At 66.5% G+C, this 22,710-nt stretch carries 29 protein-coding genes; 11 read left to right on the top strand and 18 right to left on the bottom strand.

Annotation, left to right across the window (positions count from 1 at the left end; all coding sequences use genetic code 11):
- Positions 1-25: 25 nt before the first annotated feature.
- The 7 genes from EAO71_RS00660 to EAO71_RS00630 all read right to left on the bottom strand — a co-directional run bounded on the left by EAO71_RS00660 (position 26) and on the right by EAO71_RS00630 (position 4,183).
- Positions 26-370 carry a SpdD-like protein gene (locus EAO71_RS00660; RefSeq protein ID WP_147975799.1) on the bottom strand — a complete coding sequence of 115 codons (345 nt, stop codon included), beginning with the start codon at positions 368-370 and terminating at the stop codon, positions 26-28.
- A gap of 11 nt (positions 371-381) precedes the next feature.
- Complete coding sequence (locus EAO71_RS00655; protein WP_147975798.1) at positions 382-540, bottom strand: hypothetical protein; 159 nt, start codon at positions 538-540, stop codon at positions 382-384.
- A 20-nt stretch (positions 541-560) separates the two neighbouring features.
- Positions 561-752: a mobile element transfer protein gene (locus EAO71_RS00650; RefSeq protein ID WP_147975797.1), complete on the bottom strand. Its 192-nt coding sequence runs from the start codon at positions 750-752 to the stop codon at positions 561-563.
- Between the two features lie 12 nt (positions 753-764).
- Positions 765-1,460: a DUF2637 domain-containing protein gene (locus tag EAO71_RS00645; protein WP_147975796.1), complete on the bottom strand. Its 696-nt coding sequence runs from the start codon at positions 1,458-1,460 to the stop codon at positions 765-767.
- 83 nt (positions 1,461-1,543) lie between these two features.
- Positions 1,544-2,899 carry an FtsK/SpoIIIE domain-containing protein gene (locus EAO71_RS00640; protein ID WP_147975795.1) on the bottom strand — a complete coding sequence of 452 codons (1,356 nt, stop codon included), beginning with the start codon at positions 2,897-2,899 and terminating at the stop codon, positions 1,544-1,546.
- Positions 2,900-2,902: 3 nt separating this feature from the next.
- The gene (locus EAO71_RS00635) at positions 2,903-3,247 is read right to left on the bottom strand and encodes an SCO3933 family regulatory protein (protein ID WP_147975794.1); all 345 of its coding nucleotides are present in this window, start codon (positions 3,245-3,247) and stop codon (positions 2,903-2,905) included.
- Positions 3,248-3,385: 138 nt separating this feature from the next.
- A complete protein-coding gene (locus tag EAO71_RS00630; protein ID WP_147975793.1) occupies positions 3,386-4,183 on the bottom strand; it encodes a GntR family transcriptional regulator in 798 nt (265 codons plus the stop codon).
- Here EAO71_RS00630 and EAO71_RS00625 point away from each other — a divergent pair, their 5' ends adjacent.
- From EAO71_RS00625 to EAO71_RS00605, 5 genes are all read left to right on the top strand, one after another.
- Positions 4,184-4,651, top strand: a complete 468-nt coding sequence (locus tag EAO71_RS00625) for an NUDIX hydrolase (protein WP_187282500.1) — start codon at positions 4,184-4,186, stop codon at positions 4,649-4,651.
- Positions 4,648-4,878 carry an e9imm peptide gene (locus EAO71_RS00620; protein WP_222723528.1) on the top strand — a complete coding sequence of 77 codons (231 nt, stop codon included), beginning with the start codon at positions 4,648-4,650 and terminating at the stop codon, positions 4,876-4,878. The genes EAO71_RS00625 and EAO71_RS00620 overlap by 4 nt, the downstream gene beginning before the upstream one ends.
- 437 nt (positions 4,879-5,315) lie before the next feature.
- Positions 5,316-6,662: a ParB N-terminal domain-containing protein gene (locus EAO71_RS00615; RefSeq protein ID WP_147975791.1), complete on the top strand. Its 1,347-nt coding sequence runs from the start codon at positions 5,316-5,318 to the stop codon at positions 6,660-6,662.
- Positions 6,563-7,540: a DNA adenine methylase gene (locus tag EAO71_RS00610; protein ID WP_315986576.1), complete on the top strand. Its 978-nt coding sequence runs from the start codon at positions 6,563-6,565 to the stop codon at positions 7,538-7,540. The genes EAO71_RS00615 and EAO71_RS00610 overlap by 100 nt, the downstream gene beginning before the upstream one ends.
- A 10-nt stretch (positions 7,541-7,550) precedes the next feature.
- Entirely contained in the window at positions 7,551-8,393 is an 843-nt protein-coding gene (locus EAO71_RS00605) for a hypothetical protein (protein WP_147975789.1), read from the top strand.
- A gap of 495 nt (positions 8,394-8,888) precedes the next feature.
- Here EAO71_RS00605 and EAO71_RS00600 read toward each other — a convergent pair whose 3' ends face one another.
- The 4 genes from EAO71_RS00600 to EAO71_RS38380 form a co-directional block, all read right to left on the bottom strand.
- Positions 8,889-9,236: a hypothetical protein gene (locus EAO71_RS00600; protein WP_147975788.1), complete on the bottom strand. Its 348-nt coding sequence runs from the start codon at positions 9,234-9,236 to the stop codon at positions 8,889-8,891.
- A complete protein-coding gene (locus EAO71_RS00595) occupies positions 9,233-9,904 on the bottom strand; it encodes a GntR family transcriptional regulator (protein ID WP_147975827.1) in 672 nt (223 codons plus the stop codon). Before EAO71_RS00595 ends, EAO71_RS00600 begins: the two co-directional genes overlap by 4 nt.
- Before the next feature lie 8 nt (positions 9,905-9,912).
- Positions 9,913-10,137, bottom strand: coding sequence for a hypothetical protein (locus EAO71_RS00590; protein ID WP_147975787.1), 225 nt, complete (start codon positions 10,135-10,137; stop codon positions 9,913-9,915).
- Positions 10,138-10,621: 484 nt separating this feature from the next.
- Entirely contained in the window at positions 10,622-10,900 is a 279-nt protein-coding gene (locus tag EAO71_RS38380) for a hypothetical protein (protein WP_147975785.1), read from the bottom strand.
- A gap of 78 nt (positions 10,901-10,978) precedes the next feature.
- Between EAO71_RS38380 and EAO71_RS00575 the strand changes: the two genes are divergently transcribed.
- Together EAO71_RS00575 and EAO71_RS00570 are read left to right on the top strand one after the other, a co-directional pair.
- The gene (locus EAO71_RS00575) at positions 10,979-11,743 is read left to right on the top strand and encodes a GntR family transcriptional regulator (protein ID WP_147975784.1); all 765 of its coding nucleotides are present in this window, start codon (positions 10,979-10,981) and stop codon (positions 11,741-11,743) included.
- 202 nt (positions 11,744-11,945) lie between these two features.
- Entirely contained in the window at positions 11,946-13,532 is a 1,587-nt protein-coding gene (locus tag EAO71_RS00570; RefSeq protein WP_147975783.1) for a hypothetical protein, read from the top strand.
- Between the two features lie 454 nt (positions 13,533-13,986).
- On the opposite strand, the gene EAO71_RS00565 is transcribed toward EAO71_RS00570, so the two are convergent.
- From EAO71_RS00565 to EAO71_RS00540, 5 genes are all read right to left on the bottom strand, one after another.
- Positions 13,987-14,559: a hypothetical protein gene (locus tag EAO71_RS00565; RefSeq protein ID WP_147975782.1), complete on the bottom strand. Its 573-nt coding sequence runs from the start codon at positions 14,557-14,559 to the stop codon at positions 13,987-13,989.
- Positions 14,560-14,789: 230 nt separating this feature from the next.
- Positions 14,790-15,380 carry a hypothetical protein gene (locus EAO71_RS00560; RefSeq protein WP_147975781.1) on the bottom strand — a complete coding sequence of 197 codons (591 nt, stop codon included), beginning with the start codon at positions 15,378-15,380 and terminating at the stop codon, positions 14,790-14,792.
- Between the two features lie 10 nt (positions 15,381-15,390).
- Positions 15,391-16,311, bottom strand: coding sequence for a cyanobactin maturation protease PatG family protein (locus EAO71_RS00555; protein ID WP_261991920.1), 921 nt, complete (start codon positions 16,309-16,311; stop codon positions 15,391-15,393).
- 266 nt (positions 16,312-16,577) lie between these two features.
- The gene (locus EAO71_RS39865; RefSeq protein ID WP_410093925.1) at positions 16,578-17,384 is read right to left on the bottom strand and encodes a S8 family serine peptidase; all 807 of its coding nucleotides are present in this window, start codon (positions 17,382-17,384) and stop codon (positions 16,578-16,580) included.
- Between the two features lie 594 nt (positions 17,385-17,978).
- A complete protein-coding gene (locus EAO71_RS00540) occupies positions 17,979-18,533 on the bottom strand; it encodes a hypothetical protein (protein WP_147975779.1) in 555 nt (184 codons plus the stop codon).
- A gap of 146 nt (positions 18,534-18,679) precedes the next feature.
- On the opposite strand from EAO71_RS00540, the gene EAO71_RS00535 reads away from it, so the two are divergent.
- Together EAO71_RS00535 and EAO71_RS00530 are read left to right on the top strand one after the other, a co-directional pair.
- A complete protein-coding gene (locus tag EAO71_RS00535) occupies positions 18,680-19,225 on the top strand; it encodes a flavoprotein (RefSeq protein ID WP_147975778.1) in 546 nt (181 codons plus the stop codon).
- 77 nt (positions 19,226-19,302) lie between these two features.
- A complete protein-coding gene (locus tag EAO71_RS00530; RefSeq protein WP_261991919.1) occupies positions 19,303-19,848 on the top strand; it encodes a DUF4231 domain-containing protein in 546 nt (181 codons plus the stop codon).
- A 55-nt stretch (positions 19,849-19,903) separates the two neighbouring features.
- Here the strand turns inward: EAO71_RS00530 and EAO71_RS00525 are convergent, their stop codons facing one another.
- The gene (locus EAO71_RS00525) at positions 19,904-20,353 is read right to left on the bottom strand and encodes a lamin tail domain-containing protein (protein ID WP_147975777.1); all 450 of its coding nucleotides are present in this window, start codon (positions 20,351-20,353) and stop codon (positions 19,904-19,906) included.
- 133 nt (positions 20,354-20,486) lie between these two features.
- On the opposite strand from EAO71_RS00525, the gene EAO71_RS00520 reads away from it, so the two are divergent.
- Positions 20,487-21,296, top strand: a complete 810-nt coding sequence (locus EAO71_RS00520; RefSeq protein ID WP_147975776.1) for an MBL fold metallo-hydrolase — start codon at positions 20,487-20,489, stop codon at positions 21,294-21,296.
- Here EAO71_RS00520 and EAO71_RS00515 read toward each other — a convergent pair.
- Positions 21,238-21,996, bottom strand: coding sequence for a GntR family transcriptional regulator (locus EAO71_RS00515; protein ID WP_147975775.1), 759 nt, complete (start codon positions 21,994-21,996; stop codon positions 21,238-21,240). The genes EAO71_RS00520 and EAO71_RS00515 overlap by 59 nt on opposite strands.
- A gap of 192 nt (positions 21,997-22,188) precedes the next feature.
- Between EAO71_RS00515 and EAO71_RS00510 the strand changes: the two genes are divergently transcribed.
- Positions 22,189-22,410 carry a hypothetical protein gene (locus tag EAO71_RS00510; protein WP_147975774.1) on the top strand — a complete coding sequence of 74 codons (222 nt, stop codon included), beginning with the start codon at positions 22,189-22,191 and terminating at the stop codon, positions 22,408-22,410.
- Positions 22,411-22,710: the final 300 nt, after the last annotated feature.

The following is a 22,710-nucleotide window of genomic DNA, read 5'->3' as shown; positions in this document are numbered from 1 at the left end:
GCGGTTGAGCCGCCCGGAGGCCCGACTAGCGGTGTCGGTTCTGGCCGCTGAGGAGCGAGCGCAGGACGACGGCGCAGACGGCGACCGAAGCGGCGGTGACGGCGACAGCGAGGAGCATGGAGACCAGCACCGCGCCGACGACCAGGACGGCACCGGCGCCGCCGGCGACGACGACAGCCAGGCCGGCCGGGGTGACGCGCACGGTGGAGGACGGCGCCGGGACCGGAGCAGGGGCCGGGGCGTGGTGGTGGTTGCAGGGCGCCACGTCGGTGGTGTGGTGGGGCGCGATGTCAGCGGTGACGGTCGGCTGGACGAGCGGGGTGACGATGCCGGTCGGAAGCGGGTTGACCGGGATGCGCGGCTGGAGCATGACGGTTCTCCCTATTTGTTGATCGTGGTGTCGATGAGCGGGGCGAGGACGCTGTCGGCGAGGAGGTAGCCGCCGAGGAGGATCACGGCGACGAGCCACCAGGGCGGGCGGATGAGCTTGATGCCGAGGCCGCCGACGACGATCAGGGCGAACCAGAGCGGGACGTCCATGACGCGGAACTCCTCTGTTTTCAGCGGGGCTTGCAGCGGTGGGTGCGCGCGGCGAGCTGGGCGGCCGAGGAACTGGAGTACTCGGCGGACCAGCCGCATCCGTCGGCCGTGCACACGGCGGCGTACTTGGTGCGGCCGTGATGGTCGCGGTGGGTGCCGATCTGCACGGGGCCGATCCGCATCACAGAGTGGAAGTGATCGCGAGGGGCCATGAGGGTCTCCCTTCAGGCGAGCTGGGCGGCGATGGCGTTGGCCATCAGGGGCGGGACGCCGAGGCGGGCGCGGAGGGTGTCGGTGTCGATCGGGTAGCCGGTGCGGGCGCGGTAGTCGTCGGCGACTTTCCGGGCGTGAGCGACGAGTGCCGGCGGTACGGCCACGGGGGCGGGTTCGGGCTCCGGGATTGGCTCCGGTTCCGGAGAGGGGAGGGCCGGGGCGGCGGCGATCTCGGGCTCCGGCTCGACCACGTCATCCCGCTCGGTGACCGCTTCCACGGCTGAGGGTTGCTCGGTGTCCGTGTCAGGTTCGGCAGGCTGGGCGACCTCCGGATGTCCAGGGGAGTGGACAAGAAGGGTTCCGCCGAGGAACGCGAGGGCAGGCCAGCCCGCGACGAGGATGCGCAGCCAGGCGGGGACGTGGCCGAGGTCGAGGAGCCCGGCGGTGGCGACGTTCGCACCGAGCGACGCGGCCAGGGCGACCATGAACCACGTCCAGGCGGAGCGGGCAGGTTCACTGGCGGCCCGCGAGGTCCGCAGCCGATGCCAGGCGGCGACGAGCAGGAGATCCACGGAGACCGGGTAGGCCCAGGCCTTCCAACCGGACTGTCCGGCAGCCGCAGCCAGGTCGTGGAGGTGAGCGAAGGACAGGGCGCCAGCGATCACGGCTTGTACGAGGACGGCATCCGGTCGGCGGATGGGACGCATCGGAGGGTCCTCCTTCCGGTTTCGGGCATGGGCGGGGTAGGGACCTGGCGTGAAGCGGTCACGCCGCCGTGGAGCGAGGGGATTCAGACGATCGCGGGAGCCGTGGCGGTCGAGGGCACAGCGGCTTTGCCGAGGGGCGGCAGGACGGGGCGAAAGGCGTCCAGCGCGGGAATCTTGGGCGTGCGGTGAGCGTGGGAGTTTGCGATGTTCACGGCCCGCCGGAGCGTGAGGTGGGGAGTACGGATGCGGACCCACCCACCGGAGGAGTCGCCGGCGACAGCGATGCCGGGCCGGTCAGTGCGGATCTGGACCGTGGCGAGCACGGCGTCCGGGGCGATGTCGCCGAAGGCCATGTTGGCGGAGGTCTCGTCGTTGACGCGGTGAGCGGTACGGCCGGTGAGCTGGGCGCGGAGCATGGTGATGCCCTTGCCGAGCTCGGAGCCGAAGCGCTGCCCGCAGACCTCCAGGTAGATACCGGCGGCGCGGCCGAGCTGGGCGAGCCGGACGAGGGAGGTGATGATCCGATCCCGCCGCTTCTCCTCCTCCTTCGTGGCGAAGAGGGCGAGTTCGGCGACCTCATCGACCAGGAGCACGATCGGCGTCGGTCGCAGGTGATCGGGCAGGTCCCAGATGTCGGCGGTGATCTCCGCATCCGGCAGGTCTGCACTCAATCTCTGCTCGCGTCGGATCAGTTGATAGACATTCTCCATGTGCTCGACGAGGGCGTCGAGGAGGTCGGCAGCTGCATCAGGGTGATCGGCCAGGGCGGTGAACCGTCGGGCGAGTGGGGCGAGTTCGACTCCCTGCTTGCAGTCGATCCCGACGAGGGCGACATCCAGCGTGGCGAGTGCGGCAACGAGGTTGCGCTGATATACGGACTTCCCGGACTGGGTAGCACCGACGTTCAGCGCGTGCGGGGTCTGACGGTAATCGCGGTAGTAGACCTCCCCGTCCTCCCGCATGGCGACCGGAACCCGCATCACCCCACCACGGGCAGCCGCAGGCATCTGCACCCGCTTGAGGACGTCGTACCCGGTCATCCGCAGCTCGACGACACCCGAGCGGACCTCCCGGGCGGTGACGTTCTGCATGACGAACGAGTGTCGGAGCCGGTCCGAGGCAGCGGAGAAGTCGAACGCGTCCTGACCGGGGCGGAGCTTCACTCGCAGTACGAGCCCGGTACGTGTCGGCCGCAGCCGCAGGATCCGGGGCGCCCGCGAGTCGGGGATGGGCCGGCCTGTCATCCGGGCCAGTGCCAGGCGCCAGTGTGAGGGCGGGACGGTCAGCCCACACGCTTCCATGACCGACGCGTACCGGGTGAGGATCCGCACCACGGCGATGACGATGCCGAAGCTCATCCAGTACCAGGCCGGACGCTGCCACCGCAGCAGCAGCGCGGCTGTGGCGACTAGCGCGAGGGTGACCGTTAAGGCGGTCATGGGTCAGCCGACCTTCGCGGGGGCGAGCGAGGTGACGGCGACGGCACGGAAGCTGATGCCGTGGCGCTTCTGGCCGTTGAACTCGTTCTCCCAGGGCCGGGCGACGACGCCGGTCAGGGCGACGGGAGTGCCCATGGACAGTTCCTCGGAGATGCCGGTCTTGGGCACGGTCAGGTTCAGGATCTCGGCGTTCCCGTCCATGACGAACATGACGTCGACGGTCATCAGCGGGGCACCGGTGTCCCGGTCGGTGGCGATCTCGCCGGTCTGCCGGTTCGCGATCTTCGGGGCCGGGGGCTGGGCCACCATCACCATCGCGGCGGACGTGTCGACGGGGATCTGACGCACAGTGGATCACTCCTCTATAGAGGTTGGGCTCATTCACTCCTGTATAGGAGTGACATGAAGAAGAGTGCCCGACTCCTGTATATGAGTCAACCCGCCGCGGAAGGAAACCGCAGCGGGCTGGGGGGAGTTGAGCGAGTGTCAGTCGGTCGCGGGGATCCGGTACTGGAAGACGAACTGGTCAGCGGCCATGAGCGTGTCGCAGACCTCCACGACCCGCCCCGTCTTCGTCACGGCATCCCGCAGTAGGTGTACGACGGAGGCACCAGGACTCAGAGCCAACTCCGAGGCCTCCGCCTTCGAGGCCGGCCGAGCCTGAAGCGTCTCGACGAACTCGGCAAAGGTGTGGCCGTGGTCTTCGAGCCGGGCGTAGATGCCACCGGGGCCGGGGTTCTCGGCGAACAGCTCGGGGATGTCCTTCACGACGTCCCAGGGCAGATACGACGAGGCGGTCTCGACGGGCGTCCCGTTCCGGAAGTACAGCCGGCGCCGCGCAAGCACCTGCGTGTCTTCGTCGACACCGAGCCGCTCGGCGATGTCCGCCGGTGCAGCCATGGGCCCGATGTAGAGAACGCTCACCTTGGCCGTGGCACCGGACTGCTCGGACTCGGCGAGGTAAGCAGCCTTCCCGCCCCGCCGATGCGAAGCGCGGAACCGATCCGAGGATCGAAGCCGAACGGGAGGCCGATCCTTCACGATCGAGCCCTTGCCGTGCCGGGTCTCGACGAGCCCACTGGCCCGAACCTCGACCATCGCCTTCCGAATGGTCCCCCCAGCAACTCCGTACCGTTCGACGAGCTCCGACTCACTCGGAACCATGTCGCCGGCCTTGAGGACGCCGGACCGGATCTGCTGGACGATCTCGTCCGCGATCTGCACGTACCGAGGTACGGCCCTGCCAGCTCCTGCTGGAGTTCCCACAGTCCTACCCACTCTCATATGCTCCTGTACATGAGTAACGGGAGCTCGGGAACAAAGTCAACGCCACTCCACTCGGTGTCCGTGGCTGGAGCGGTAGTGCGCGAAGACGGCCGACTCCTGGCCATCCGCCGAGCGGACAATGGCACATGGGAGCTCCCGGGCGGAGTCCTCGAACTCACCGAGGCCCCGGAAGCGGGCGTCGCCCGCGAGGTCCTGGAGGAGACGGGCATCCACGTGGATGTGGACGAGCTGACAGGCGTCTACAAGAACACCACCCGCGGCATCGTCGCCCTGGTCTTCCGCTGCAAGCCGTCCGGAGGCACCGAGCGGCTCTCGGAGGAGTCGACCGCGGTCGACTGGCTGACGCCGGCGGAGGTCGAGGAGCGGATGGCGGAGGTCTACGCGATCCGCCTCCTGGACGCCCTGGACAACAAGGGTCCCCACGTCCGCAGCCACGACGGCCGCCGACTGATCGCGCAGCCGTGAGCATGAAGCCGGCGTGGCGGATGACCCGCGAGGAAGCGATCCCGCTCGTCGAGCGACTCATGGACCATACGACGTCCGAGCAGGAGTTCTCCGAGATCCTGGCCACTGTTGAACGGGGACTGGCCTGCCCGCACATCAGCACCTACATCTTCTACGACTTCGATCCCGAGCTGACGCCCGAGAAGGTCGTTGACAGGGCCCTGGCCTACAAGCCGATCGCCCTCTGAGGCCAGCGCGGTAAGACTTTCTCTACTTCATCAAGGCACCCCCGCCGCGCACAGCGCGGCGCGCGCAGCCCGTCGCCCGGGCCTGCGCTCCTGTCTCCGCCCCGCTCCAGCCCGACCGCCGGCCGCACGCCTGACAGCTCGGGTTGATGGGGGGCGAACCCCTCTGTGGCTGGGGCGGTCGGCTCCACGGCTTTAGCCACCTCCCCGGTCAGGGACCCGCATCGAGCAAGACCAGGGGGCCACTCGATCACATTGCGGTCAGGCCCAAAGCCTGACCGAGTTGCCAACCAGCGTACGGCCCCCTGCTCATGCTCGACCCCAGCCCGGGCAGGCCACCGGCCAAACCCGCTCCACCGACCGGCTGTTCGGCCTCGCCTCTACGGTGATCTTTTGAAGACCGCTACCACCCAGGGGGTCCGCAATGAGATCATCTGGCCATGGAACAGAAGGACTTTGCGGTGGCGGACTTAAGGCTGGACGGGACCAACCCTCGGCATGCTGTGCCGACACCGACGACGCGCGAAGCCATCGCAGCCCTTCTAGGGAAGGACCCTGAGAAGCTACTACGACTGGCGCAAGATATTGCCCAAAAGGGAGTCAATCCCACCGAGTTTCCCATCGTGGTTTTTGAGGACGACCAGGCAGTCGTTATCGAGGGGAACCGCAGAATCGCCGCGCTCAAGGCGCTCACCGATCCTCACTTGGTCGAAGATCCGCGCCTGCGGCAGATGTTTGCTATTACTGCACGCCGCCATTCCTACCCTCAGTCCGTTCGCTGCGTAGTGGCAGAAAGCAGGGAAGAGGCCCGCCACTGGATCACCCTCAGGCACACTGGGGAAAACGAGGGTGTCGGAATTCAGCCTTGGACCACCGAACAGAAGACGCGATTTGCGGAGAAGAAGAGCCCTACCGAAAAAGCCTTGCGCTTTATGCAGCAGGTCTCGGAGTGGTACAGCGAAGATAAGGACCTACTGCAAAATATAGAGATCGTTCGTTCGACGCGACTCACTACGCTAGCCCGCCTGCTTGCCGACCCTAAGGTTAGAAATTCTTTGGGGTTTGACTTTCGGGATGAAGGAATCTTGGCGGAGTACGAGCCGGAGGCAATGCACAACTCAGTGCGACGGCTCATGTCTGACCTGGCGACTCACCTTTCGGTGTCTCGGGTGAAGAGCAAGGACCAGCGCGGCGAGTATCTCGGAGCCATCAAGGATGACCTTCCACAGAACTCGCAGCGCCTGACTCAACCCCGTTTCGTGCCGAAGCAAAGTTCAGTAGCTGTTCTAGGTGCTACTGAAGCGCAGCGTCGAATTCCTGAGCCTGCCCGAGCAACGGCTCCAGCAGCCAATAGGGTTCAACAAGATAAGCGCGTTTTCCAAAACGTAGTAGTGCGCAACATGAGCCCTCGAACTGCCAAGGTTCTTAACGAGGCAAAAAAGGTCACCATCGCCGATTCGCCGAACGTGGCAGCCATTTTGATCCGCGCCGTCATCGACATTGCTGTAACAGAGGCCGCTGAAAGACAAGGATGGCGTCGACGACAAGACAAACTGCGGGATCGTATCGGAGTTGCTCTACGTCATATTGACCCTGAAAATTCGGACAAGCAACTTGATGAAGCTCGCAGAATGTCTCAGAACGATGGTGCCCTGTCTGTCAAAAATCTGCACAGCTTCATGCATCAATGGGACGTCAACCCAATGATCGTAGATATCACGACGCTCAGCATGGTTTACACGCCCATGCTCCTGAAGCTGGACGAGTTTTTGGGAGAAAATCCCTGATGGCGAGGTATCTAAGCCCCCTCCGTTACCCTGGCGGAAAAGCTCGCCTTTCTGGGTACATCAAACACCTAATCGACTCTCAGCACCCTCGCCCGACCCACTATTCAGAGCCGTTCTGTGGGGGCGCCGGCGCTGCGCTTAAACTACTGATCGATAACACTGTCGATCAGATACATCTGAACGACGCGGATCCAGGGATCGCTGCTTTCTGGCGCTGCGTTTTCAACGAAACCGAAGAATTCGCGGCTCGGGTACGCGCTGCCGAGGTGACGATCGAAAGTTGGCGCAAAGCTTCCAACATCTATGCCACCCCTCTAGGAAGAGATGATCTAGAACTAGGGTTCGCAACTTTCTTTTTGAACCGGAGTAATCGCTCGGGCATCCTCCGGGCTCGCCCCATCGGCGGTTACGAGCAGGTGGGCAAGTGGAAGATAGATGCCCGCTTCAACCGTGAAGCGCTGGCGAAGCGGGTGGAGCTGCTTGGGTCATATCGGGACCGCGTCTCTCTATCGCAACAGGATGGGCGTCAACACCTCCAAACCCTAGAGGCCCTTGGTGAGGATGTTTTGGCATATGTCGATCCCCCCTACCTGGTGCAGGGAGACCGCCTGTATATGGACAGCCTCAGCTCAGAAGACCATACGGAGCTAGCATCTATCCTGTCCCAATCTCCTATTAAGTGGTTCCTTACCTACGACGCCGAGAGCCGAATCACGGAAACTCTGTACCCAAATCACCGATGCATTCAGTTCGAGATATCGCATAGCGCCCAGGAACGCCACCTGGGAGTCGAGTATGCGGTGTTCAGTAGAGAGCTCCGCGTTCCAGAATTCGAAGGCGTTATCGGTAAAGGGGACTATCTTTGGCTGACGAGCTGAGAGGGAACTCGTGAATATCGTTCATTTTCCCGAACATCGAGCCTACGACCAGGAAAGAGTCAGGGCAAGCGATGCCATGATGGCATTGTTGGCAGGGTCTCGGCTAGCAGAAAATACACTGCGTCTGACCGATGGCAGCACGCGCCTTCTGCCTGAAATATTCCCGGCTGTTCCCCATATTCGGCGCATGAACCTTACGACGGCGAATGCCCGCTCACTGCTTTCTCAAGCCGAACGGCACCTAGGGGCGATGGCTGTTCCTTACGCTCTAGCCATCCATGAGGACTTCGTTAAGACGTGCTTCGGCCTCTTGCTAAGGGACGGGCAAATCAGTCCAGCAGAGATCAGGGGCGCCGATGCATCGTCTATGCACAGAATCTTTGAGCAGAAGGTCGGGAAGCAACTCCCGGGCAGCTCTATCGAGCAGTATCACCTGATTCGGCGAATGCGTAACGCAGTAATCCATGCTGGTGGAAAGCCTAAGCAGGGACTTGTTAATGCAGCAAAAAACTTGTCTTCTGGAGCACTTGCTCAGTGGATGAAAGTAACGGGGGAATCCCCGGCCGCTCGCGTCAGGTTGGGTGTCCCTGTCACTTTCTCGCACGGGGAGCTTGTGCTAGCGCTGGCAGTGACAAAGCGGATATCGCTGGAGATGAACTTCGCACTCAGAGATAGTCTTTCACGCGCTACATGGGCCGACGTTGCGCTTGAAGACTTTGTTGCCGAACATCCACGCCTAGTGCATATTGCGCAGCGGAAAAGAAAATTGACGGGATTTCTCCGAAGCTACTACCAGGCGCTCAATCTGACCGAAGTTGAGGCAACCGCAGCAATGCAGAGAGCAGGATGGTAGGAGTGAAAAGAGGGCGCTCTTCCGGTTAAGCTACCCGCCGGGACTCGAACCCGGACCTCCCTCTTCTGTGGATGCCAGCGGTCGCTAACCGCAACGGGCTTCTTCAGCCGAACATCCCTTCACCACGTTCAGAGTAACAGACGTTCGGACAAGATGGCTGGCCCTCAAGTCGATTGCTCCAGCGTGACGTTGCGCACTCAGCCATGCTCGACTCGCTTCTTAAACACGTCTCGGATCCGATCTGCAACAGGGCACGTACGATCCGGGCCCTGGGCTGTGTCGGAGACGAAGCGGCGCGTTCGCACCGTGCAAGAGTGAAGGCCGAGGCTGCCATCCCGATCCTGCAGGTGAACCACCTGGGGCCGAATCAGCATCCCCCACTTGGTTCAAAGCTCTGACCAGCACCATCTGCAGAGGACATGGCCTCTCCAGAGCCGTCCGCAGAGAAGCCCCGGACCTTGGTCCGGGGCTTCGACTTCTTGCGGTAGGTAGCTGCTAACTGAAGGCTGCAGCGGGGAGGTCAGGGGCCGCGTCTTCTTCTCCGTGCGCGGCGGAGTCCGGCGCACGGAGGCGGTGGCCGCGGCTTACAGCTACGCGGAGCGTGTCCCCCAGGGCTTCCGTGAGATCCCTCGCCAGGAGGCGGAGCTCCGCTGGCGCCGACTCTTCGTCGGCGATTACCTCCCACGCGTGCTCCAGGAGCTCCTGCCCCAAGTCGAGTTGGGCGGTTTCAGCGGTGTCGGCCAGGCGGGAAAGGTGGCTGCTGGCGTTGTCCGTGCTCAGGTAGCAGGGCTTTCCATCGGGGCCGGACCAGGGGAGGAGGCGGAGCTCGCTGTGGGCTGTCATCCTTCTGTCCTCCTCTCTTCGATCGTGTGGTGAGTGGTGAAGAGCGCCTCGGCGCGGTCACCGGGGAGGAGCAGGCGAGCGACCTCGATCACGCGGCCCGTGATGTCGGCAGACACTCGGGTGATTGCGAGCACGGCTATCGATGTGCTGATTTTGAGGGTGGAGGCCTCTTCTGGGGTGGGGAGCCGGGCGGTGACCACTTCTCGGGTCTCCGCCCGGTCGGGGCGAAAGCATGCCAGTTCGGCCAGCCCCAGGTCGCGCGGGACGTAGATGCGGGCCAGGCTGTGCGGCCTCTCTCCCTGGTGGGTGAGGTAGAGGAACTCCGTTAGCGGGGTGCGTGAGGGGACCTTGAGTAGAGGGACGAGGTCTCCACGTGCTCGGAGCTTCGTGGTGCGGATCGTGACGTGGAGGTCTGCGTCCGGGGCGAGGCGGCCTTCGGCATACGTGAGTCTGCGAAGAGGGCGACGGACGAAGTTGCCCTTGCCGTGGATCTTCTCGATTAGGCCCTCGGCCTGGAGGAGCGCGAGGGCGTTGCGCAGGGTCGGGGTGCTGACCTTGTAGTCCGCGGCGAGTCGGGGCTCTGAGGGGAGACGGGCGCCAGCCTTTAGGCGGCCGGTGGTGATCTGGGTCCGGAGGTCCGCGGCGATGGTGTGACGTAGGGACGGCATGGGGGCGGTCACCACCTTCGGAGCACTCGTACGGCGATCAGTCGCGTACGGGTGTGCATGGTCAGGATTTCGCCCGATTCGAAGAGGAGGCGCTTGGCTCCGCCGGGCAGTTGGCGGAGGTCGGCCACTCGGCACGGTTGGCCGCCGATCTGGATGACGTCGCCGCGCTGCACTGTCGTCGTGGTGATGTCGACCGGTGAGGCCGCTGCGCCGCCCGTGGGAAAGCTGTTCATGAGGCCGCCTCTAGTGACGTGGTCGCGGAGTGGCAGGAGCAGGCGCACGCCTCGTAGACGACAGGGATGTCGATCAGTGCCGGCGTCGGGGAGGAGTGCGCGCACTCGTGGTGGGTGCCGATCTGACATGCGCTGGACCGGTAGGGCGTGGTCGCCGCCGAGGGGGCGCGGGTCATCCGTGAGCCTCCGCTGGCGCGAAGCAGCTGTGGGCGAGGAGGTGGTGTGGGACCGGTGCCGAGCTCTGCCGGGTGTGCTGCTCGCTGGCCAGGACGTACGGGCGGACGAGGGCCGTCTCTTCGCCCGGGAGGAAGACCGTGCGGTCTCTGAGCTGTCGGAAGAGCAGCGTCAGTTCGTCGGGCGGTTTGGGGAGGCTAAGCGTCGGGCGGGACGGCGTTAAGGGCTCGCAGTGCCGGGCCCTTAGGGTCTGCTGCTCCCTGGTGCGCCTGATGGCGTGGCGGATACGGTTGAACATGCTGATCAGCTCCTATCGCTGATGGCCAGGTCCCCGGACATCGCCCGTCGCGGGGACCGCTTTGTTCACGGCGGCCCAGAGGGTGCGGCCGCCCAGGCTCGTGGCCAGGAGACCGAATCGGTCCGCCGCAGCCACGACTTCCAGAACCTCCTGCCATGTCACGGCGGAGAGGGAATCCGGTAGCTCCGCTTCGATCGACGTGTGCCGCGGGTGCCCTTCCACGCGTGTGGTGAGCCCGACCGCTGACAACCGGGCAGCCAAGGCCTCCGCGCTTACTTCTGGAGCAGGCACAGGACAGCCTCCGTCACCGGCGATCACTTTGAGTGAAGCTAGTTAACTAGATTAGGGCTAGTGGACTAGATTTTCCACATGCCTGAGCAGCCGCCCTACCTCCGCATCGCCGATGAACTCCGGCGGCGGATCGGGGAGCACGAGTGGACGCCTGGAGACCGGCTGCCCTCCCGCACTCAGATCGGTCAGGAGCACGGCGTGGGGGAGAACGTGGTCCGCCGCGCGCAGGAGCTCCTGATCTCCCAGGGCGTGTTGGAGGGGCGGGCTGGGTCGGGGACGTATGTGGCTGAGCCCCGGCAGCGGGTGCGGATGGTTCGGTCCGCGGCGCGCGAGCAGCCTGACGGGTCGCCATTCCGGGCCGACATGAAGGCCGTGGGAAGGAACGGCGGCTGGGAGAGCCGGACCGATGCGAAGGTGCCTGCGCCGACGGAGATCGCTGCGCGGCTCGGGATCGGTGAGGGCGAGCTGTGTGTCCGGACCGTGTACGAGTTCCTCGCCGATGGTCGGCCCGTGCAGCTGTCGACGAGTTGGGAGCCGTACGACCTCACCGGCGGCACACTCGTCGTCCTGCCAGAGGGCGGGCCGCATGCCGGGGCCGGCGTGGTGAACCGTATGGCCGAGATCGGAGTCACGGTCAGCCACGCCGTAGAGCAGCCCGAGCCGCGACAGGCGACCGCCGAGGAGGCATCGCTCCTGGGAATCCAGAAGGGCGCCCTCGTCACCCGGATCCGGCGGACGTACTACAGCGACGAGGGGCGGCCTGTGGAGACGGCTGACATCGTCGTTCCTGCCGCCCTGTGCGAGATCGTCTACGAGGTCCCTGTCAGTCGACGGCAGGGCTAGGCCACCACCTCTAGGGCGGGTGGCGAGGCCACGCCCGCATGAGCTTGTTGATGTTGCTGGGTCGCGCGGAGGGGCGCTGAACTGCCCATCTCTTTAGGCCAGGTCATGCTGATGGGCATCGATCTGTTCAGTTGCGGTCGGCCACGCACTACGGTTGCGCCAAAGGTGTTGTGATCAGTGCGCACTGTGCACAGGAGTGTGGATGCAGCCTCTGTATGCGGTCGATTTTGACGTGTCGTCGACGCGTGGAGCTTCCTTTGATGTGCTTGGGCAACTGCGTGAGCATCTTGCGTCGTGGCTGAACAGCCCTCCTAGCGGCGGGCCCACGGCAGCGGATTTGGTCGTGACAGGAGAGGCGCTGCTGGCTGCCAAGCCGCCCGGCCGTGAGCAGAGGCAGGTGCGCTGGTGGGTTGAAGCAGGCGACGTTGCTCAGGCGCTGCGGGTACGTTTGTCGCATCCGATCGACAGTGGTGCACGGTTCGTCACGCAGGTGACGCTGGCCAAGGTCTCCGATCAGGTGTCGCTGCGGGTCATGATGGGACAGGAGATCCCGAGTGGTTGGCTAGCTCCGATCCAAGACCCTTCGTTGTACCGGCCGAATGTGTTGGGCAGGGTATGCGGGGACGAAGCACTTAGCCTGCGCACTCTGAGCCAGGTGGTGACCGGTCGATTCGAGCCGATCCGCCAGAGCGAGCAGGTCTCGGTGCTTGCTGAGTCGCTGGCGGCTCCCACCCGGCTGCCTGCTCTGCTTATTCAGCCGCGGGACGAGTCAGCGTGGCAGCTCGCCAGACGGGCTTCGTCCCAGCTTGCCGGCCTGGCTCAGGTCGTCACCCTCAACTACGCAACCAGCCGGGCTCTTTCGCGGGAACTTCCTGAACTGCAGGTCCCCGATGGCGGGGCTCTTCTAGTCTGGCCCGATCTCCGGCTGTCTCATCCGCGCTATTCCCGGTCTGAGATCGCCGTCGAGGGAATGGTCGAGCACTGGATGCGGACCCTGTCGGAGCTGTCCGTGCTTGCGCGCGGCTCCGACCGGGGGTGGGACGCGGCGCGGCAGTCGGCGCGCACGACTGCTGCCCGACGGGCGGCTGCCCAAGTCGAGGAGGCGCGTCGCCTTGGTGACGCGGCGGCGGAGCGGGCGGCACTGGAGCTGCGCGTACGTGAGCTGGAAGAAAGCGTCAGCGAGTGGGAAGGGCTGGCCATATCGGAGGCAGCCCGGGCGGATGAGCACGTGTCCAAGGCTGCTGACGCGGCCAAATTCGAAGAGGAAGCGACACGGTGGCGCAAGCTCTATGAGCAGGAACGCGTCTCCAGCGGTGCCCCTTCAGCACTGGTGGACCCGTGGGCGACTATCCCTGACTTGCAGAAGGGGGTCTCGGCTCCCACATACCGAGCGCTGGAGGCTGCGTCGGAGGGTCGGGTCGTGTTCACCCCCAACGCCGAGCGGAGCTGGAAATCAGATCAGTACCGCTTCCATGAAGAAATGACTGAGCAGTTGATCTTGCTTGCCAAGGCGGCAGCAGACCTCTATGAGCAGCCGCAGCCGTCTATGCCGCGCCTTGACGAGTGGTTCTCCACCCAGCACGGGCTAAGAGTGGCAACGAGCGATCTGACCATTAAGAAGGATCCGAAGATGCGGTGGGCCTCCTACGGGGGTAAGCAGCATGACACCCTGCCACATGTGAAGGTGCGAGACGGGGTTGCACACAGTGATTGCGGACGCATTCACTTCGCCCTGGACCCCGACAACCGTCGCTTCATCGTTGACCATGTAGGCGTCAAGAAGTACTGACTGGCCTTGCATGGCTACTCATGCGGCGCATCTGACATCCACGATCGACATCACGCGGTTGGGTGCGGGCAGCGTTACGCGGTCACTAGCGCCATGGCAGTACCTGGCAGTAGACCTCATGGAGCCGAGCCGATCGAACTTACAAGGCAGGTGTCGGCGCCGGGGCCCGTGCCAGATCCGTGCCAGATCGGGCAGTCATCCACGGTCAATTGGGGTCCGCGGCGGTGCAGGTAAGTGTGTGGCGCCCAGCGCCGTTGTACGCCCGTTGACCGGCCAAGACCGCTGTGTGATCGGCGCCAGGCTTACAAAGCAGATGTCGGCGGTTCGAAACCGTCCGCGCCCACCAGCGGGAAGCCCTCGACCCATCACGGTCGGGGGCTTCTGCATGCCACGTGGAGTCCACCTGAAGTCCACGACCGGCATCATCAGGGGGATCACCCGTGACCGTGGCGAACTACTCAAGCGTGACGACGCGGTTTTCGTCAACCGAAACAATGAGCGACCGATTGTCCTCCACGACTACTTTCCCCTTTCCGTGGAACTCGTCCTCCGTCCCGTCCGGGAGTGTGACGACTATTTTGACGGAGTAGTCGACTTCCAGGCCGGAAAGGGACGAGTTCAGCTCGAAGGAGCCTGTCGCGTCACGGCTGTCGGTGTTCATGTCGAGAATGAGGGGGCCGACCCCGGCAAGGGTGATCTCGTCATGCTCCGCGGTAGTCCCGTCCCCTAGGGAGCTTTCGATGTTTACTTCGATGACGGAATTTTGATCTTCTATCGTGGTTACTACAGTTGTCGGGGAGGATGATTCCGAGCTCGACTTCGACTCCGCCACATAGACGAAACCGAAGATGGCGAGCATGTAAGTAACGACACTGACCGCCAGGATGGCGACCCTGGGGAGGCGGCCAATGTTTCCCTCCAAGGTGATGTGGAACTGGGACGACCCCATACTCGCCCCGCGCCCCACAATCCCGATGAGGAGGAGGAAGGTTGCGATGACAATCGCTGCTATCGGGAAGAATTCCATTTCCGAACCCGTCTTCGGCAGGCTACGGACCGGCGCGGGCACCCATAGCCGACGTTAAGGGTGATGCCTGCGGAGAACAGGCCGATCACGCCAGAACTAGGGCGTGTGCATGATCTGTTTCCTTGCATATGGCCACCACGTGTCAACAGGTGCTTCGTGGGATTGTTGGGGTAGGACAACCGCGGCGGTTTGTTGGCGGTCCGGGTAGGAATTGCTTCAGGCCGAGAGAACTAGCCGCGTGCCGTGGCCTGTGTCGAGCTCACGCACAGGTTGTACAGGGTCCAGTGGGCCTGGGCCTCCTGCAGGTAGTGGTTGCCCGCGAGGATGTCGCCGGAGGCGAACGCCTGGGCCGCGCGGGAGGCGTAGAACGTGGCGGCTCGCGCGTACTGCAGGCAGCGGTCGTCGACGTCCGTCGGCAGGCCGGCCGGGCGGGCGGGCCGGCCCCTCTCCGTGGCGAGCCCTTGGAGTTCGTTCAAGCGGTGGAGGAGATCGGAGGGCGACAGCGGGGAGCCGGAGGCGTCGCCGGTCGGGGTCGCCCCGGCGGGTGGTGGGTCTTGGGCGTCGAGCGTCGAGCACAGGAGTGCCAAACGGCGGAAGCCGTCACCGACCGATACGTAGAAGTCCCCTGCCTCGTAATCGCCTGCCGTGTAGGCCACTTGCCCCTGCTCGTAGAAGGCTTGGGCGATGTCCCAGTACGTCGTGCAGTCGACGGTGATGTCCGTCCTCTCCGGTGGGGGCGCATCGGGGGGCCGCTGCAGCAGCGCGGCGGCCCTTGCGGCAAGGGCGGTTGTCTCTCCTGAGGACTCTCGGCCGGTCGTCATCGCTGCTTCTTCAGTGGTCGTAGTAGGGGTTGAAACCGGGTGTCGCGAGGAACGGGAAGACCTCGGTGGTGTCCACCTGTGCGGCGAACTTCTCCACGAAGTTGGTGTTCCGATCGGTGTAGGTGAACACGGCGGTGATCACGGTTCGCACGCCTGACAGAGGCGACGGGAAGGCTTCCACGTCCGTCAGGGACGAGTTCCGGGCATGCTGCCTGGCGGTCGCGGCGTAGATCTCCGGATAGCGCATCGTCAGGTAGTTGAGGGCGCGGTGTTCGTCGGAATTTCCGGCGTTGTCCGCCAACTGCGTGATCCTGTCGAACAATTCGCTAGCCGTCTCCAGGAACACGCCAGCGTCGACCTCGTCGGGGGGAGGGATCTGGGCGATGAAGGACTCCGTGTCGAAGGAGTAGATCTGGTCGAAAACGACCATGGGGACGACGAGGCCGCCGCATTTCTCGGACGGCGCCAAGGGGCCGAGTGTGCCGATCACCACGTCGGTGTCCGACCGGGAGGGGGAAGGGCGCAGTGCCCCCAGGAGCAGATCGAGGTCCGTCTCGTCCCGGGGGACCAGCAGGTAGGTGTCCATGCCCTCGATCGTGAGCACCCAGCACATCCTGCGGGCGAGGTAGCGGTTCGCCGGATCCGACAGCACGGCCTGAGCAGCCTGCCGGTCGGTCAACTGGGCGGTCTCCGCACGGCCGGTGGCCTGGGCGAACTCCTTCTCGACGCTCAGGCTGGGAAAGCGCGCGTCGATCCGCCCGATCGCGTACACGAACTGCCGGACTCTCTCCGGCGGTGCCCCCGTGTCGAGCTGCGGAGGCGGGGCCGGCACCTCGGTCGGCTCCGCCGTCATCCGGCTGAGCGGACCGTTCTCCGCTGCCGCAGGTGTGACCGTCGGCTCGTGGGAAGCAGCGCTTGTGTCGAGGTCCATCAGTGCTCCCGTAGGGGTGGTGAAGGGAATTCGCTAGCGAGACGTGAAGCGCACCCAGCGGTTGAGGGCGGCCGCCCTTTCACGGCAGCTGCCGCAGGGCGTGATCCCAGCCGACGCCGTCGCCCTTTTGATCGCATCGCCGAGGCCGACGTCCTCCTCGATGACGAAACCCGGCAGGCGCACCCGGAAGCGCGGGGTCCGTGAATCGGATGTCGTGGGGGAGGCCTGGGCCTCTCGCGCCACCGGCTTTGGCGATCCGTCTGCGTTCATGGCCACGGCTCCGGAACTGTCGACGACGCGGCCCGGACGAGGGTGACCGCGTCCAGCAACGGCGGAACGATCCGCCGCCTGGTGGAAAGGGGACCGGACAAAGCCTGGAGGAGGAGGGCGGCAGGCGCCGCGGGGTTGACCGACCACGCCAGGGCCAGCGCGCCGGTCACGAGAACCGTCGACAGACTCGTACCGCTCAGCCGCGACACTCCGCCCCCCGGCGCGAGTGTCTCGACCGCAATTCCTGGGGCACGCACTCCGCGGCGCCCCGCAGAGGCGCACAGATTGCCGTTCGGGAGGGGTCTCCCGGCGCCGTCGCACGATGTGACAGGAACGACGTTGGGGTGGGAGACGAGGGGCGAGCCACTGACCCGGCCCTGGTTTCCTGCCGCCACCACCACGATGACGCCCCGCCGCCCGGCGTGGTCCAGCGCATGTGCGAGGGCTTCGACGTGAAGGCCGCCTTGTGTGAAACCTGCACTGATGTTGATGATCCGGGCACCTGCGGCGACGCAGTCCTCGATCCCGTCAGCCAGGTCGCGCGGTCCCGAGACGGCCGGCCCGTACCGCTCGAAGATCGGCCGGACGAACACCCGACAGCCGGGGCAGATACCTGGTGCCCCGCCGTTCCTGTGAGCGGCGAGAACCCCTGCCACGGCGGTCCCGTGCCGGGCTGATCGGCTGTCGGGCGGTGGTGAATGCGGGGGAGCGAGGGCTCCGTCGGCGAGGCCTGGATGGCGGGTGTCCACGGGACCGTCCAGGAGGCCGATCACGACGGAGGGGTCTCCCGCGGATGACGACATGACGCGGTCGAGGCCGGTGATGTGTGACCAGCTGGAGTTGCTCACAGAAGTCACCTCCGGCCGGTTTCGAGGAGTCGACCCGCGGGATGTCCGGACTGCTTACGACGGAGCCAAGTGGCAGGGAGGAGGCGGGGAGTGGAGGCATTGCGCAGTGATTTGAGCGCAATGGCAGTAGCAGTTCGCGGCGTCCGGCGATGCGGCGCAGAAGCCGGCACACATCTGTCCGATCGAGGCGCAATCCTCGTAATGGCCTCCCATGGGACTGATGTCTTGCCCGCTGGAAAACCCTTGGTGGTGCACCGGGTACGTGTAGGTGCCTCGGTAGGATGAAATTTCGGCGGTCAGCAGAGGAATCACGAGTTCCACCTCGCTCGCGGCGATGCGGGGAAAACCAAGTCGGCGGCAGTGAGCCGTCCGCAACCGAGGTCGGGGTGGCCGTGCCCTCGGTGGTCAGTCCATACATCTCAAGCCTACGGGGCCTGGGGCTCGTTGGCATTTCCTCGGTTGTTGAATCGGCGCACAAATCGACTGCCGTTGCCAGGGCCCCGACCCCCCGCTCTGTGCGCCCAGGCGTTCGGCGCAACCTCTCCGGGCTCAGATCTTTCCCGTCAGCACCCGGACGCGGTGGCCCAGCGCCTGCCCGAGGGCGGCGGTGAAGCGCGGGTGCAGTGGCGGCCAGTCGTCGAACCGGAAGCCGAGGTGGGCGAAGGCGAAGCAGTCGTCGGTCCACTCCCAGTCGGGGAGTGGGGAGAGGCGGGCGCAGGCCGGGCAGGCGAGGTCGGCCGTGCCCGTGGTGTACCAGGCGTCGATGGCCGCGTGGGGCCAGGCGGGGTCGGCGGTGCGGCAGCCGGGGCAGATCGCCGACGGGGGATCTCCCGGACCGGCGTAGAAGACCGTGCGGCCGGTGAGGACGCGCACGTCGTCGCCCGGTTCCTCCTCCAACTCCTTGATCCGTGCTCGCCAGTCCCAGGACACCAGATCGACGGCCTCGCGCCAGCGCGGGCCGGCCAGATACACGGTGCCGTCCTGCCACGGCACCGGGCGGATGAATCCTTCCGTCTCCAGCCAGTTCCGTCCACGCAGGCCCCATGCGACCGCCTCGTCCGCGGAGGCGTCCAGGTCCACGACGGTCTGCCGGTAGGTCCCCATCGATTCCCCCTCGTGCGGCGCGCTGGTCCCTCGTGAGTCGACACGGTAGGTGATCCCCGGGACCGACGGAGCGGGGGTCGCGGTCGAGGGGGGACCCTCTCGACTCCGTGCGAGGTGGGAGACCCCCTGTGTGATCGGATAGGGGGATGAGCACTCGGACCCTGTACCTGTTCTCCAGCGCCGCCGCGCCCGTCCGCGACATCGCGCGGGTCATCGAGGACGCGCAGGCCGACGGCTGGGACGTCTGCCTCGGGCTGACCCCGACCGCGGCCCGGTGGCTGGGCGGATCGCTCGACGGGCTCGCGGCGCTGACCGGGCACCCCGTCCTCTGGGACCACGGCCTGCCCGGCGATCCGGAGCCGTGGCCCGTGGCCGACGCGATCCTGTTCGCCCCGGCCACCTTCAACAGCGTCAACGCCTGGGCCCTCGGGCTGACTTCCTCCTTCGTCGTCGGCGTGCTCGCCGAGGCGATCGGGAAGGGCACCCCCACGGTGGTCCTGCCGTGCCTGAACGCCGCGCTGACCGCGCACCCGCAGTTCGAGCAGTCCGTCGCCACGCTGCGCGCCGCCGGGGTGCGGGTCCTGTTCGGCGACGGCGGAGCCGTGCCGGACGGGCCGGGGCAGGCGGACGCGGCGGTCTATCCCTGGCGGACCGCCCTCGACGCCCTGCGCGAGCCCCGCCCCCAGGTGTGACCGAGGTGACGGACCCGGGCGGCGCGGTTTCGCCGGTTCCGGTTGACGGCGCGGAGCCGCGGCGATGTACTCCGGGCATGTCAGACGTGGGGGACGGGGACGGCCCGGTGATCGAAGTGCGGCCCGACGGCGGGGACATGACCCCGCAGGGATACGTGGAGAGCAGGCTGCTCCAGTACCAGGAGTGGTACGACCGCAAGGCGACCAGGATGAAGGCCATGCATCTGCGGATGCGGACGGTCTCGGTGGTCGGGGGCGCGCTCGTGCCCGTACTGGTCAACGTGGATCTGTCGTTCGCGCGGATCACGGCGACCGTGCTCAGCCTCGTGGTGGTCGCGTCGGTGTCGCTGGAGAGCGTCTACCGGTACCGCGAGCAGTGGAAGAACTACCGCTCCACCGAGCAACTGCTGGGGCACGAGCGGATCTACTTCGAGACCAGGGTGGGGCCCTACCACCGGCTGCCCGAGCGGGACTGCTTCACCCTGCTCGTGGCACGGGTCGAGAAGGCCATCGCCAGCGAGAACTCGGCGACCCTCAACGTCATGACCCTCGGCGGGCAGGTCAACGCCGACGTGCAGCAGCACGGCGTGCCGGCGGCGCGCCAGGGGGCCGACGGAGGCTGAGCGTGGGCGCGCCCCCGGCCAGGGGCTTGGCCGGGGGCGCGCCGTCAGGGGCGGGTCAGCACATCGTGTAGTCGACCCGGGTCGAGTTGTACGAGCAGTTGTCGACCCAGCGGCCGGAGGACGTGCGCAGCGTCGCCGTGTCGCGGTCGTTGTTCCAGACGTACGCCCCGCGGCCCTGGTAGAGCGTCGCCGAGGTGTTCGTGCTGCGGCCCGTGCGGATCGTCACCGTCTTGCCCTTGCCGAGGGTGAAGGTGCCGAAGGTGTACTTGTGGTTCGACGCGTCCGTGACCGTCCAGCCCTTCAGACTGACCGCCGCCGAGGTGGTGTTGCGTATCTGGACGTACTCGCCGTTGAGGCTGGTGTTGGAGCGCGTGTCCGAGCCCGGGCTGTCGTAGTAGATCTTGTAGACGTGGACCGAGCCGGCGGCCTGTGCCGGCGACGGCAGCAGGAGGAGGCCGGCGGCCGCCGCTGCGGCGGCAGCGACGACGGAGCGCGTACGGAGCATGTATGTCCCTCGGTTCTGCCGGGAGTTCGCCGAATCGACCCCGGCGAGGACACAGAATACGCACGACTTTCACGCTTCAAGCACAACTTCGGGAATACGTACATGAATCCTTGCCGGGCCCTAGAATCCGGGCATGGCCGACGACGCTCTGCGGATCACCGTGCTCGGATCCGCCACGCCCTACCCCCGGCCCGGCAACCCCTGCTCCGGCTACCTCGTCGAGGGCGGGGGCGCGCGGGTGTGGGTGGACGCCGGCAGCGGGTCGCTCGGAGAGCTCCAGCGCCACACGGGGCTCGGGGAGCTCGACGCGGTGTGGATCTCGCACCTGCACGCCGACCACAGCGCCGACCTGCTCACCGCCTACTACGGCCTCCGCCACGCCGACATCCGGCGCGACGCCCCGCTGCCACTGTACGGGCCGCCCGGGATCGCCGACCGCATCGCCGGGTTCCTCACCAACGGCCCCCTGCGCAGCCCCGTCGAGGAAGCCTTCGCCGTCGAGGAGCTGCACGACGGGCACGAGGCCCGCGTCGGCGCGCTCACCCTGCGCAGCCGGTCCGTGGAGCACGGCGGACTGCCCGCCTTCGCCCTGCGGGTCGAGGACCCCGAAGGCCGCCGGATCGCCTACTCGGGGGACTGCGAGCCGTGTCCCGCCCTCACCGAACTCGCGCGCGACTGCGAGCTGTTCGTCTGCGAGGCCGACGGCGACCTGCCCGGGCACCACTCCGCGCCGCAGGCCGGCCGGAGCGCCGCCGAAGCCGGCGCCGGGCGCCTGGTGGTGACCCACGTCGGACCGGGTACCGCGCCGGCTCAGGCCGTGGAGGAGGCGGCCGGTACGTTCGGGGACGAGGTCGCCTACGCCGCGCCCGGCCGCGTCTTCGCCGTCACGCGTCGAAGTCGTACTCCAGGACGTACGACGCCGAGTCCAGCGTCATCTCGTTGAGCTCCACCGCTTCACCCGCCGCGGTGAAGGCCGTCCGGCCGATGAGGATCACGGGCGTGCCGAACTCCAGCGCGAGGCGTGCCGACTCGTCGGCCGTCGGCATCCGGCAGCGGATCTCCTCGCGGAAACGCACCGGCCGGCGGCCGAGCTCGGCCAGCCGCGCGTAGGTGCCGCCCGGGCCCGTGTCGGGCGTCGAGATCGGGGTGCCCTCGGCCAGGCAGGCCGGCAGGTAGGAGACCGAGAGCAGGACCGGTTTGTCGTCGAGGACGAAGCGGCGGCTGCGGACGCAGACCGGCGCGTCGGCCGTCAGCCCGAGCGCGTCGGCGACCCGGGCGTTCGCCGCCGCCTCGCGGACCTCGATCTGGTCCACCACCAGGGCGCGGTCCTCGATGTCCGCCGACCAGACCGAGCGGCCCGTGCCCCAGTGCTCCTGGGCGAGGCGGGGGATGCCCCGGCGGCGCAACGGGCGGAAGGCGCGCACGAAGACGCCGGCGCCTTTGCGGGCCTCGGCCAGGCCCTCGTTGCGCAGGACGGACAGGGCCTGCCGAGCCGTCATCCGGGCCACCTCGTAGGTGGTCATGAGGTCGTTCTCGCCGGGGAGCCGGTCGCCCGGGGCGAAAGCGCCGGCCTGGATGGCGGTTCTCAACTCGTCGGCGATGCGCTGGTACTTGGGCCGACGGCCGCTGTCCGGGTCAGTCATGGGTGGACCACTCCCTTCGTCTGCGGGACACCCTACGGCGCGCTCCTTCGCACCCGTGCACGTGTGTGGGCCGTCCCGCGCGGGCGATCCATCCATCGGGGGACATCTCTAGAGATACGTTGACAGCGAGGGGCCTCCGGGATTCCCTGTCTGTATCTCCAGAGATCTGCGACTCCGGGACGGAGGGGATTCGTGCAGCCACTGCCCGAGGTCGGGGACCTCGTACGCGATATCGCCACCGGGCGGGTCGGCTTCTACATGGACAGCGTCGCCGGCCGGTTCCTGATCCGGCCCGTCAGCGGCGGCAGTGCGTGGGAGGCCGAGCCGGACGACGTACAGCTCGCCACCCCGATGCGGGAGTTGCGGGCGCGCGCCGCGGAGATCAACGCGCGCAGTCGCCGCGGCCTCAACTGAGGGCACACGCGCGCCGGTGTCCCGCTCCGCCGCCGGTCCGCGCCCCACTCGATTTGCCCCGGCACACGGCGCCGCGACGCGTGGGCACGCGCTGCCGCCCCCCCCTGGGCCCCGGCCCTGCCGCCTCCGGGCCCGCGGCTCCGCGGCCCCGCGGCGAGGACCCGCGGCGTCGCCCCTGTCGTACGCGCGTGCTCGCCCCCCCGACACGACGAGGGGCCGGTTGTCGGTGCCGCGCGCGACACTGGAGGCATGTGCCGAAGCATCAAGACACTCCGTGTGCCGAAGCATCAAGACACTCCG

It is taken from the genome of Streptomyces sp. MS191, assembly GCF_008042125.1.
GTDB lineage: Bacteria > Actinomycetota > Actinomycetes > Streptomycetales > Streptomycetaceae > Streptomyces.
Note: the sequence above shows the minus strand (reverse complement) of the source record. Positions and strands in the feature narration are given on the sequence as shown.

Coding starts and splice junctions, on each gene's coding strand:
- EAO71_RS00540 (WP_147975779.1), bottom strand. CDS start 18,533: ATGGGGACCTACCGGCAGACCGTCGTGGACCTGGACGCCTCCGCGGAC.
- EAO71_RS00590 (WP_147975787.1), bottom strand. CDS start 10,137: ATGAACAGCTTTCCCACGGGCGGCGCAGCGGCCTCACCGGTCGACATC.
- EAO71_RS00535 (WP_147975778.1), top strand. CDS start 18,680: ATGAGCACTCGGACCCTGTACCTGTTCTCCAGCGCCGCCGCGCCCGTC.
- EAO71_RS00655 (WP_147975798.1), bottom strand. CDS start 540: ATGGACGTCCCGCTCTGGTTCGCCCTGATCGTCGTCGGCGGCCTCGGC.
- EAO71_RS00520 (WP_147975776.1), top strand. CDS start 20,487: ATGGCCGACGACGCTCTGCGGATCACCGTGCTCGGATCCGCCACGCCC.
- EAO71_RS39865 (WP_410093925.1), bottom strand. CDS start 17,384: ATGTCGTCATCCGCGGGAGACCCCTCCGTCGTGATCGGCCTCCTGGAC.
- EAO71_RS00630 (WP_147975793.1), bottom strand. CDS start 4,183: ATGAGAGTGGGTAGGACTGTGGGAACTCCAGCAGGAGCTGGCAGGGCC.
- EAO71_RS00615 (WP_147975791.1), top strand. CDS start 5,316: ATGGAACAGAAGGACTTTGCGGTGGCGGACTTAAGGCTGGACGGGACC.
- EAO71_RS00570 (WP_147975783.1), top strand. CDS start 11,946: ATGCAGCCTCTGTATGCGGTCGATTTTGACGTGTCGTCGACGCGTGGA.
- EAO71_RS00575 (WP_147975784.1), top strand. CDS start 10,979: ATGCCTGAGCAGCCGCCCTACCTCCGCATCGCCGATGAACTCCGGCGG.
- EAO71_RS00610 (WP_315986576.1), top strand. CDS start 6,563: ATGGGACGTCAACCCAATGATCGTAGATATCACGACGCTCAGCATGGT.
- EAO71_RS00660 (WP_147975799.1), bottom strand. CDS start 370: ATGCTCCAGCCGCGCATCCCGGTCAACCCGCTTCCGACCGGCATCGTC.
- EAO71_RS00600 (WP_147975788.1), bottom strand. CDS start 9,236: ATGACAGCCCACAGCGAGCTCCGCCTCCTCCCCTGGTCCGGCCCCGAT.
- EAO71_RS00595 (WP_147975827.1), bottom strand. CDS start 9,904: ATGCCGTCCCTACGTCACACCATCGCCGCGGACCTCCGGACCCAGATC.
- EAO71_RS00525 (WP_147975777.1), bottom strand. CDS start 20,353: ATGCTCCGTACGCGCTCCGTCGTCGCTGCCGCCGCAGCGGCGGCCGCC.
- EAO71_RS00645 (WP_147975796.1), bottom strand. CDS start 1,460: ATGCGTCCCATCCGCCGACCGGATGCCGTCCTCGTACAAGCCGTGATC.
- EAO71_RS00565 (WP_147975782.1), bottom strand. CDS start 14,559: ATGGAATTCTTCCCGATAGCAGCGATTGTCATCGCAACCTTCCTCCTC.
- EAO71_RS00640 (WP_147975795.1), bottom strand. CDS start 2,899: ATGACCGCCTTAACGGTCACCCTCGCGCTAGTCGCCACAGCCGCGCTG.
- EAO71_RS00650 (WP_147975797.1), bottom strand. CDS start 752: ATGGCCCCTCGCGATCACTTCCACTCTGTGATGCGGATCGGCCCCGTG.
- EAO71_RS00555 (WP_261991920.1), bottom strand. CDS start 16,311: ATGGACCTCGACACAAGCGCTGCTTCCCACGAGCCGACGGTCACACCT.
- EAO71_RS00530 (WP_261991919.1), top strand. CDS start 19,303: ATGTCAGACGTGGGGGACGGGGACGGCCCGGTGATCGAAGTGCGGCCC.
- EAO71_RS00625 (WP_187282500.1), top strand. CDS start 4,184: ATGCTCCTGTACATGAGTAACGGGAGCTCGGGAACAAAGTCAACGCCA.
- EAO71_RS00560 (WP_147975781.1), bottom strand. CDS start 15,380: ATGACGACCGGCCGAGAGTCCTCAGGAGAGACAACCGCCCTTGCCGCA.
- EAO71_RS00515 (WP_147975775.1), bottom strand. CDS start 21,996: ATGACTGACCCGGACAGCGGCCGTCGGCCCAAGTACCAGCGCATCGCC.